The sequence below is a fragment of the Pantoea eucrina genome, from assembly GCF_002095385.1.
Classification (GTDB): domain Bacteria; phylum Pseudomonadota; class Gammaproteobacteria; order Enterobacterales; family Enterobacteriaceae; genus Pantoea; species Pantoea eucrina.
On sequence record NZ_MIPP01000067.1, the window covers coordinates 1 to 10,878 of the forward strand.

Consider the following 10,878-nt stretch of genomic DNA (forward strand, 5'->3'; position numbering starts at 1 on the left):
CGCATCGACCGCGGTGGGGATTGGCGCGCTCGGCGCGCTGGTAGGTCTCGGCCTTGCCGCTGCTGGCGGCGGCGGCGGTGATGGCGCAAATACCGGTACAACAACAACCACAACGGGCACGACCCGCTGATAATACGCTTTGACTCCTGACCACACCGCCGTGTGGTTATTTTTTGCTTTTGTTTTTTAGACAGGGATACACACAGTGCGCCAACTCTCTTTGCTGCTGCTTTGTCTGTTGCTGCAGGCCTGCACACAGACGCAAAAAGGTCTTGAGCAGACCGTTATGCTTGCCGTCAATGGTCCCGACGACGTCACGGTCAGTGCCGAACAGATTCAGAAACTCCCTTACGCCAGTATGTACGCCCGCATCGACAATGGCGCACGTATCTTTGTGGTACTCGGCTACCTTGAAGCGGGTCAGCAAAAGTGGGTGACTCAGGACAAAGCCATGCTGGTGATGCAGCATGGCCGCCTGGTGAAAACGCTGGGACTGCGCGACAACCTGCAGGCGGTCAGCAACCTCGCCGGGGATCCGCTGGCTGATGCGCTGCATCTGCAGAACGGTGCCAGCTGGACACGCGTCGTGCAGTGGCGTGAACAGGATCGGGTACGCGCCGCAACGGCGGTCTCGCAGTTTGAGCGCGGCACCGATGAAGTGCTGACGCTGGCGGGAGAAGCGATACCGTGCCGCGTCTGGCAGGAAAATGTGTCGATGGCGAGCCTGAACCGCACCTGGCAGAACACGTTCTGGATCGACAACCGCGACGGCACGGTGCTGCAGGCGCAGCAGATGCTTGCCGCTGACCAGTTTCCTGTTGTAACCACCCTTCTGAAGCCGGCTAAATCATGAAAAAAATAATCACTCTGCTGGCTGCACTGGCTCTGCCTGCGGCAGGCAACGCGCTGGCCGCAGGCCAGATTACCGTGCACGCTGCGACAGGCGATAGCAGCATGCAGATTGATGACGTTCAGCGTCTGAGCCAGCTGCTGACGCATCCCGGCCTCAATACCTGGTGGCCCGGCACCGTCATAGCAGAGCGCGGTGCTACCGCTGCCGTACAGCAACAGCGCCACCAGCTGCTGACCGATCTGCGCGCCTGGCAGGGCAGCAGCGATGCCGCACTCGGCGCAACCATCGGTGCAGTGATCCGGCAGCTCAACGCGCTGCCGGTTACCGGCCGGCAGTTTACCTCGCTGGATATCGACTGGCTGCGGCTGCATCCGGAAGCGGATCGTGCGCTGCAGGGCAGTTATGACCTCTATACCCTGCCGGAACCGCACCAGGTACTGATTATGGGCGCCCTCGCCCGGCCTGGCGCAGAGAGCTGGCAGCCCGGACGCAGCGTACGCGACTATCTCGCCGCACACGAACGCCTGACCGGCGGCGATCGCAGCGTGGCCACCGTTATTGCGCCATCTGGCGAGGTCCGTCAGGTTCCGGTCGCCTACTGGAATCAGCGTCATGCTGAAGTTGAACCCGGCAGCATTATCTGGCTCGGCTTTACCTCATGGAGCCTGCCGTGGGGCCAGGCAGATTTAAATACGCGTCTGATTTCTGTTCTGACTCACCGGATCCCGCAATAATGAAAAAACAACTACTGCTCAGCCTGCTGGCTGCATCTGTCTCTGCCGCCTGCCAGGTGCAGGCTGAAACCTGGCCGCAGCCGGTGGGTCCTTCACAATCCGATTTTGGCGGCGTCGGCCTGCTGCAGACGCCTACCGCCCGCATGGCGAAAGAGGGTGAATTCAGCCTTAACGCGCGGGATAACGATCAGTATCGCTACTACTCCGCCTCGCTTCAGCTTCTGTCGTGGCTGGAAACCACCGTACGCTATACCGATGTGCGGACCCGTCGCTACAGCGGCGTGGAAGATTTCAGCGGCAACCAGAGTTATAAAGATAAAGCGTTCGATCTGAAACTGCGCCTCTGGCAGGAGAGCTACTGGCTGCCGGAGGTGGCGGTGGGTTCACGCGACCTCGGCGGTACCGGGCTGTTTGACAGCGAATATCTGGTGGCGTCTAAAGCCTGGGGGCCGTTCGATTTTACGCTGGGCCTTGGCTGGGGCTATCTCGGCAACAGCGGCACCGTGAAAAACCCGTTTTGCTCTTACAGCGACAGCTATTGCAGCCGCACCGGTGGCGGCACGGCTGGTTCAGTCAATGGCTCACAGCTGTTTCATGGCCCTGCTGCCCTGTTTGGCGGCGTGGAGTATCAGACGCCGTGGCAGCCGCTGCGCCTTAAGCTGGAGTATGAGGGCAACGACTATCAGGATGACTTTGCCGGACGGCTGGAGCAGCGCAGCAAAGTCAACGCCGGTGCGATTTATCGCCTTACTGACTGGGCAGATATCAATGCCAGCTATGAGCGCGGCAACACCTTTATGTTTGGCGTCACCATTCGCACCAACTTCAACGATCTGCGCCAGACGCATATCGATACGCCGAAGCCTGCTTACGACCCGCATCCGCAGGGCGATCTGCTGGATTCTGCCGTGGTCGCCAGCCAGCTTAGCGCACTGAAGTATGACGCCGGATTCAATGGCCCGCGCATTCAGACCAAAGGCGCTACCCTTTACGTCAGCGGTGAGCAGATCAAATATCGCGATACGCGCGAAGGCGTTGATCGCGCCAATCGTATTATGATGAATCACCTGCCGACCGGCATTGACACGATTGCCGTCACGGAGTCGCGCTTTAATATGCCGCAGGTGACGACGCGCACGCAGGTTGCCAGCCTGCATAATACGCTCAGCGGCTATCCGCTGGGGCATGAGCAGCCGCTGCAGCAGTCGCGCGTTAATCCGGTCGATCCGGGCGTAACCGAGCAGGGCCTGTTTATGCGTAAAGATCGCCTGAACTACAGCCTGTCACCGGTGCTCAACCAGTCAGTTGGCGGGCCGGAAAGCTTCTATATGTATCAGGTTGGCGCGATGGCAAACGCGGATTACTGGCTGACCGATCACCTGCTGGTGGGCGGCAGCCTGTTCGGCAATATCGTGAACAACTATGACCGCTTCAATTATAACGGCGCGCCCTCTGACTCCACGCTGCCGCGCGTGCGTACCCATATCCGCGACTATGTGAAAAACAATGTCTACGTAAACGATCTGCAGGCCAACTATATGCATTACCTCGGTAATAACCTGTATGGTCAGGTTTATGGCGGCTATCTGGAGACCATGTATGGCGGCGCCGGTGCTGAAGTGCTCTACCGCCCGGTAGACAGCAACTGGGCGGTGGGCGTTGATGCCAACTATGTCAAACAACGCGACTGGGACAACATGATGCAGTTCCGCGACTACAAAGCGCCAACCGGTCATCTGACCGCCTACTGGCGCCCGTGGTTTATGCAGGATGTGCTGGTGAAAGCGAGCGTGGGGCAATACCTGGCGAAGGATAAAGGCGCCACGCTGGATATCTCCAAACGCTACGACAGCGGCGTCACCGTGGGCTTCTACGCCACCAAAACCAACGTTTCATCTGAAGCGTATGGCGAAGGCGACTTTACCAAAGGCTTCTATATTTCGGTTCCGATGGATCTGTTTACCGTCACGCCAACGCGCGGCCGTGCACAGGTGAACTGGGTGCCGCTGACGCGTGATGGTGGCCAGATGCTGAGTCGTAAATATCAGCTCTACGATCTGACCGCCGATCGCGACGCGCGGTTTAATTAAGATCGGGCGCGGGGTAACACCCGCGCACTCTATCTGTGCTGATGCTCTCCACCCCTCTTTCCCCTGGCATCAGTCAGACTCCGCACGCTTTCTTTCCTCATTGCTCACAGATCCGACCAGCACAACTGCATTTGCCTCCATAATGGTTAAAACGAAAATGGTTTCCACGTACAACGCTGAAATGGAGCAACTATGGCTACCCCGGTACCGGCTAAACGCGGAAAAAAACCTCGCGTTACCTCCCCTGCGGCTACGCCGCCGGCTGGCGGTCAGGTTCAGTCGCTGACGCGCGGCCTGCGTCTGCTGGAGCTAATTGCCGACGCGCACGGCAGCGTGGCGCTGACCGAGCTGGCGCAGCAGGCGGGCCTGCCAAATTCAACCACGCATCGTCTGCTCTCCACGATGCAGCAGCAGGGCTTTGTGCATCAGGTGGGCGATCTGGCTACTGGACGATTGGCGCCCACGCCTTTGTGGTGGGCAGCAGTTTTCTGCAGAGCCGCAATCTGCTGGCCATTGTGCATCCGGTGTTACGGCGACTGATGGAGGAAGCTGGCGAGACGGTGAATCTGGCGGTGCTGGACCTGAGTGATTATCAGGCGGTGATTGTTGATCAGGTGCAGTGCACGCAGCTGATGCGTATGTCAGCCCCGATTGGCGGCAAGCTGCCGATGCACGCTTCCGGCGCCGGGAAAGCTTTTCTGGCCCATCTGAATGACGATCAGGTAACTGCACTGCTGCATCAGAAAGGCCTGCACGGCTATACGCCTAAAACGCTGATGTCGCCGCATACGCTGAAAGAGAATCTGGCGCTGATCCGCAAAATGGGCTTCTCGCATGATGATGAGGAGCATGCGCTGGGGCTGCGCTGCGTGGCGGCACCTATTTATGACGAGCACGGCGACGCGTTTGCCGCGATCTCTATTTCAGGCCCGCTGGCCCGTATGACGGACGATCGTATTACCGAGCTGGGTGCGCTGGTGATCCGCGCCGCCCGAACGGTCACGCAGACGTACGCCGGGCGTTAAACTGCTACCGTGGCGTAGCGCACGCTGAAGCGCCGGGCGTTACGCCACGCCATCGCCTCTTCAACATGGCCATTGCGGATCTGCGCCTGCAGCGATCGCCACCAGCCGGGGTCAAACAGCTGCGGATGCAGCGTCTGCAGCAGCCTGCCGGTCGCGGGTTCGCTGCAGAGCGCGTAACGGAACGTCTCCGGAAATATGTCATCGGGCCCGACGCTGTACCAGGGCTCTGCCTGCAGCTCCTGCTCTTCATAACGCGCGGGCGGAACGTCACGGAATATCAGCTCAGTCATCAGGCGGATTTCATCGTAGTCATAAAACACCACGCGCCCGTGGCGCGTCATACCGAAATTTTTAAACAGCATATCGCCGGGAAAAATGTTAGCCGCCGCCAGCTGACAGATGGCATTGCCATACTCCTCCAGCGCATGCCGACGCTGCGCCTCGCTGGCGTGCTGCAGCCAGAGGTTGAGCGGCTCCATGCGACGCTCCAGCCAGAGATGACGAATGATAACGTTCTCATCGCGCAGCGTGATCTTTTCCGGTATATCGCGCATGAACTCCGCCATCAGCGCGTCCGGGATTCGCGCGCGCGGCAGGGCAAAATAGCGAAACTCCTGCGTATCCGCCATGCGTCCGACGCGATCGTGCTCTTTGACCAGCCGGTAGCAGTCGTGCACCTGCGCTTCCGTTACCTCCTTTTGCGGCGCGAAACGGTCTTTAATGACCTTGAATACCCGATCGTAGCCCGGCAGAGTAAACACCAGCATCACCATGCCGCGCACGCCAGGCGCAGGCGCAAATGCGCCATCATGGTGTGCCAGATAGTGCAGATATTCGCGGTAGCTCTCGGTTTTACCGTGTTTCTGGCAGCCAATGGCGATATAGCGCTCGGCGAGGGTTTTGCCTGGCAGCAGCGGCTGCAGCCACGCCACCAGCGCCGCAGGCACCGGGGCGTAAACCATGAAGCTGGCGCGGGCGAAGCCAAATACGATGCTCGCCTCATCGCGATCCGTCAGGCAGGTATCGATCCACAGCTGTCCATCGCTGTCGCGCTGGATCGGCAGCAGACAGGGCAGGATCTCACCGCTGCGGAACTGCAGCCGCGCGACAATCCACGCGGTTTTGTTACGATAGAAAAGTTCGCTGGCGACCTCCAGCACGGCACCGGCCAGCTGCGCCGCGCTGAACTGCTCCTTCAGATGCCGCTCAATCCAGCGGATATCGCGTGCCCGATCCTGCCACGTCAGCCGCAGGGGAAGATCGGACAGCAGCTGCCGCAGCGCACTCTGCCAGTCCGGCCGGGGAGCATAGCGACGCGACAGTGGACGCTGCGCTTCCGGTTGTTGCAAACCCGGCTGCGAGGAGTGAATAAACAGCCGCTCCGGAAACAGATGGCTGTGCCCCTGCAGCCGGCAGTAAACGGAGTTAAAAAAGCTCTCTGCAATTTCATGGCGCGGATAGCCCGGCAGCAGCGTCTCATAGTGCGCCTTTACCCGCAGCCAGAAGGCGGTATCCCACTCCGCCTGCCCGTTCAGCACGCGCAACTGACTGACTACCAGGGTGACATGATGATCATACAGATGTATGCGCTCCTTCATGGCGCGCTGCGCCGCCGGCCAGTCCGCCTGCTCAAACCGCTGCTGCGCACCGGCGGTGATATCGAGAAAACGACCGTACTGCGCGTCAAAGCCCTGCAGAATGGTATGGGCAATAAGGGATTCTCCGGGTGACATCAGTTATCTCCGGTACGCGGTGGCCATGAGCCGCTGCACAGCAGCGGCGCCTCTCTTGCCGATCCGATCAGAACTGCGCGGTTTCCGTTGAGCCGGTCAGGGCCGTCACAGAAGATGCGCCGCCCTGAATCACCGTGGTGATGCGATCAAAGTAACCGGTGCCCACTTCCTGCTGATGCGATGAAAAGGTGTAGCCTTTGTCGCGCGCCGCAAATTCCGGCTGCTGCACTTTTTCAACGTAGTGGCGCATCCCCTCGCCCTGCGCGTACGCGTGCGCCAGGTCAAACATGCTGAACCACATGCTGTGGATCCCGGCCAGCGTAATAAACTGAAAGCGATAGCCCATGTCGCTCAGCGCCTGCTGAAAGCGTGCGATGGTGCGATCGTCGAGGTTTTTCTTCCAGTTAAATGAAGGCGAGCAGTTATAGGCCAGCAGTTTGCCGGGATAGCGCGCGTGTATCGCGTCAGCAAAGCGCTGCGCCAGCGCCAGATCGGGCGTGGAGGTTTCACACCATAAAACATCGGCATAGGGCGCATAGGCAAGACCGCGGCTGATCGCCTGCTCGATCCCGGCACGGGTGCGATAAAATCCCTCCGGCGTACGTTCACCGGTGATAAACGCGCCGTCGTTCGGATCGCAGTCAGAAGTAATTAAGTCAGCAGCATCCGCATCGGTGCGCGCAATCAGCACGGTTGGCACATTCATGACATCAGCCGCAAGGCGTGCAGCTATCAGTTTCTGAATCGCGTCCTGCGTTGGCACCAGCACCTTACCGCCCATATGGCCGCATTTTTTTACCGCCGCCAGCTGATCTTCAAAATGCACGGCGCCAGCCCCGGCCACAATCATCGATTTCATCAGCTCAAAAGCGTTCAGTACGCCGCCAAAGCCCGCCTCCGCATCGGCCACTATCGGCAGAAAATAGTCGACATACGCGTCATCCTCCGGCGACAGGCCGCTGGCCCACTGGATCTGATCGGCGCGCTGAAAGCTCTGATTAATCCGCTGCACCACCTCCGGTACAGAGTTAACCGGATAGAGCGACTGATCGGGATACATTTGCCCGGCGAGGTTCGCATCCGCCGCCACCTGCCAGCCAGAGAGATAAATAGCTTCGATACCGGCTTTCGCCTGCTGCAGCGCCTGACCGCCGGTTAATGCGCCGAGACTGTTGATATAACCTTTTGCCGCACCGCCGTTAAGCAGCGACCAGAGCCTGACGGCGCCCCGCTCTGCCAGCGTGCAGGCCGGCGTCACCGATCCGCGCAGGCTGATGACCTCCTCCGCCCGATAGGGACGCGTGATACCGTTCCAGCGCGCATCCTGCCAGCTCATTTCCAGCTGTGTGATCTGTTGTGTCCGATTCATAGCACTCTCTCCGGGGTCAGGGCAGCAGGCGGTAGCCTGGCAGCGTCAGAAATGGAACCAGCTCGTTATCCGTGGTGATTTGCGCCATCAGCGCGGCTGCATCTTCAAAGCGTCCCTGCTGAAAACGTTCGTCGCCGTAGCGCTGACGCAGCGCGGCCAGCTCTTCGTCAAGAAACTGCTCAAACAGGGCAGCGGTGACCAGCTGGCCATCACTCAGGATCTGTTTGTGACGGATCCACTGCCAGATAGAGGCGCGGGCGATTTCAGCCGTTGCCGCATCTTCCATCAGTCCCTCAATCGGCACGCAGCCGTTACCGCTAATCCACGCTTCCAGATACTGCAGCGCAACGCGGATGTTTGCGCGCATGCCCGCTTCGGTACGTAAACCGCGACAGGGACGCAGCAGCCGCTCAGCCGTTACCGGCGAATCGGTATCACGCGTCACATGCAGCTGATTGGCGCGATCGCCCAGCTGGCGATCAAACACCTTCATGGCAATATCTGCCAGGCCAGGATGCGCAACCCATGTCCCGTCATGGCCGTTACCCGCTTCGCGCGCTTTATCTTCCTCAACTTTATCTTTTACCCACGCATTGCGCGTCTCTTCCTGCGCCGGAATGAGTGCAGACATGCCGCCCATTGCCAGTACGCCGCGCCGGTGGCAGGTTTTAATCAGCAGCCGGGAGTACGTATCCAGAAAGGGCTGATCCATGGTGATCTGCTGCCGATCGGGCAGAATGCGATCGCTATGCTGGCCCAGCGTTTTGATGTAGCTGAAGATGTAATCCCAGCGGCCGCAGTTAAGCGCCACCGCGTGGTCGCGCAGCTCCCACAGGATCTCATCCATCTGAAACACCGCGGGCAGCGTTTCAATCAGTACCGTGGCCTTGATCGTGCCGCGCGGCAGATCAAATCGATCTTCGCTGAAGCGGAAGATCTCACGCCACCATGCCACCTCACTGGCGTGTTCGGTTTTAGGCAGATAAAACCACGGCGCGTGCCCTTTCTCCTGCAGTGCCCGCACGTTATGGAACACGTAGAGGGCAAAATCGAACAGGCCAGCCGGAATCGCTTTATCGCGCCATTCCACATGTTTTTCAGCCAGATGTAATCCGCGTACCCGGCACATCAGCAGTGCAGGATCGGAGCGCAGCTGGTAGATCCGGCCATCATCGCGCGTGAATCGCAGCGTACCGGCGACCGCTTCACGCAGCACCTGCTGCCCTTCAATCAGCTTGCTCCAGCACGGAGCCAGCGAATCCTCGAAATCCGCCATAAAAACCTTAACGTTGGCGTTCAGCGCGTTAATGGTCATTTTGCGATCGGGTGGCCCGGTAATTTCGACCCGGCGATCGCACAGCAGCTCAGGCAGCGGGCGCACCTGCCATTCATTTTCACGAATGGAAGTGGTTTCCGCATTAAAGTCAGGCAGCGCTCCGCGATCGTAGTCCCGCTGGCGCTGCTGCCGCGCTTTAAGCAGTCGATCGCGTTCCGGGGCAAAGCGCACGACCAGCGCCTGCAGAAAATCGATAGCCGCCGGCGTCAGCAGTTGCTGCTCCCCGTCTGAGAAGGGCTGAGTGAAGGTCAGCGTAGAGTGAATAATCGTGTCTGTCATGCTGGCTCTCTCCTGAAGCGATCCTGGTTTACTGCCGGGATCGGAATACTGGATGTTTTGTAACCGACAGGATCAGAGCATATGCATTTTAATTTTTATTTCAAAAACTATTTCCATTTTATGAAAAGATAAGCATTAACTCTCTGTATATACTGTTATTTAAAGTATCAAAATAAAGGCAATGGTTTCTGCTTTGGAAAAGACATAAAAAAACCGCGATGGCCTGAGGGCGATCGCGGTGGAGAGAAGCTAAAAAGAGATCAGTCGAGAGTCGGATTCATATGGCGCAGATCAAACGGCGTGATCTGGTAAACATAGTAGTTCAGCCAGTTAGAGAACAGCAGGTTGCCGTGGCTGCGCCAGGTCGCACGCGGCGGCAGGGCCGGATTGTTCTGCGGGAAATAGTTAAACGGGACTTCCGGCTGCAGACCCGCATCATTATCCCGGTGAAATTCACCTGCAAGGGTCAGCGCGTCATATTCCGGGTGCCCGGTTACAAAGGCCAGCCGCTTGTCCCGGCTCGCCATCAGATAAGCGCCGGTTGCCTCAGATTCAGCAAACAGTTCGAGATCGGTGTAGTCGCGTATAAGCTGGCTGGGAAAATCCGCATAGCGCGAATGCGGCGCCAGAAAATTGTCATCAAAGCCGCGCGTCAGCAAAGCGTGCGGATGCAGGATCTGATGTTCATAGACGCCTGACAGTTTGTTTTGCCGCGTCTGCTTGGGAATACCATACAGAATGTTCAGCGCAGCCTGTACCGCCCAGCAGACAAACAGCGTAGAGGTGACATGCTCGTTTGCCCAGTGCAGCACGCGCTGGATCTGCGGCCAGTAGGCGACGTCGTTAAAGTCAACCAGACCCAGCGGCGCACCTGTCACAATCAGGCCATCGAAGTTATCGTGCTGTATCTCTTCGAAATTGCAGTAAAAGTTATTCAGATGTTCGCTGGGAGTATTGCGCGATTCGCGGCTGTCTATCCGCAATAGCTGCACATCAATTTGCAGCGGTGAGTTGGAGAGCAGACGTAAAAACTGATTTTCAGTCTCGATCTTTTTTGGCATCAGGTTAAGGATCAGTACTTTTAACGGGCGGATCTCCTGAACACGGGCGCGCGATGAGGTCATCACAAACACATTTTCATCACGTAAGAAATTCACTGCCGGTAATTCGTCGGGCACCCTGATTGGCATAACCTGCTCACCTCTTGCTGATAACCATATAAACGTTTAGACATCCAGATGCCCGAGATTAGCCTGGCATACGCGGAATGTCGAGACTTCATGCTATTTATGAAAATGTTTCAGCTTAATGTGGCATAACCGACAGCGACAGAGAAGAAAGGAAATTTCGCCGGCACTAAAAGCGAGACGGTAAGATCTTTTTTGAGGTAAAAAAAGTACCCATAGCATGCTGATGCTTCAGCAATACCCGTGAGCGAACGTAAAAGTTATTTTCTGCA

Annotated in this window: 8 protein-coding genes and 1 pseudogene; 5 read left to right on the forward strand and 4 right to left on the reverse strand. The window is 58.0% G+C overall.

The window, feature by feature from the left end:
* The 5 genes and pseudogenes from yjbE to iclR all read left to right on the forward strand — a co-directional run.
* Positions 1 to 130: exopolysaccharide production protein YjbE (gene yjbE / locus HA43_RS17860; RefSeq protein WP_244555241.1), on the forward strand; the 130-nt coding region annotated here is incomplete at its 5' end.
* Between the two features lie 75 nt (positions 131 to 205).
* Entirely contained in the window at positions 206 to 853 is a 648-nt protein-coding gene (locus HA43_RS17865; RefSeq protein WP_094112274.1) for a YjbF family lipoprotein, read from the forward strand.
* Positions 850 to 1,587 (forward strand): capsule biosynthesis GfcC family protein, encoded by a 738-nt coding sequence (locus tag HA43_RS17870; protein ID WP_039381872.1) that lies wholly within the window; start codon positions 850 to 852, stop codon positions 1,585 to 1,587. The genes HA43_RS17865 and HA43_RS17870 overlap by 4 nt, the downstream gene beginning before the upstream one ends.
* Positions 1,587 to 3,677 carry a YjbH domain-containing protein gene (locus HA43_RS17875; protein WP_094112275.1) on the forward strand — a complete coding sequence of 697 codons (2,091 nt, stop codon included), beginning with the start codon at positions 1,587 to 1,589 and terminating at the stop codon, positions 3,675 to 3,677. Before HA43_RS17870 ends, HA43_RS17875 begins: the two co-directional genes overlap by 1 nt.
* Before the next feature lie 192 nt (positions 3,678 to 3,869).
* Positions 3,870 to 4,702: pseudogene (gene iclR, locus HA43_RS17880) on the forward strand (glyoxylate bypass operon transcriptional repressor IclR).
* Here iclR and aceK read toward each other — a convergent pair.
* The 4 genes from aceK to metA all read right to left on the reverse strand — a co-directional run bounded on the left by aceK (position 4,699) and on the right by metA (position 10,609).
* Positions 4,699 to 6,435: a bifunctional isocitrate dehydrogenase kinase/phosphatase gene (aceK, locus tag HA43_RS17885; protein WP_094112276.1), complete on the reverse strand. Its 1,737-nt coding sequence runs from the start codon at positions 6,433 to 6,435 to the stop codon at positions 4,699 to 4,701. The pseudogene iclR and the gene aceK overlap by 4 nt on opposite strands.
* Before the next feature lie 67 nt (positions 6,436 to 6,502).
* Entirely contained in the window at positions 6,503 to 7,804 is a 1,302-nt protein-coding gene (aceA, locus tag HA43_RS17890) for an isocitrate lyase (RefSeq protein WP_094112277.1), read from the reverse strand.
* 16 nt (positions 7,805 to 7,820) lie between these two features.
* Positions 7,821 to 9,419, reverse strand: a complete 1,599-nt coding sequence (gene aceB / locus HA43_RS17895; RefSeq protein WP_094112278.1) for a malate synthase A — start codon at positions 9,417 to 9,419, stop codon at positions 7,821 to 7,823.
* Between the two features lie 260 nt (positions 9,420 to 9,679).
* Positions 9,680 to 10,609 carry a homoserine O-acetyltransferase MetA gene (metA, locus tag HA43_RS17900; RefSeq protein ID WP_039381857.1) on the reverse strand — a complete coding sequence of 310 codons (930 nt, stop codon included), beginning with the start codon at positions 10,607 to 10,609 and terminating at the stop codon, positions 9,680 to 9,682.
* Positions 10,610 to 10,878 lie beyond the last annotated feature (269 nt).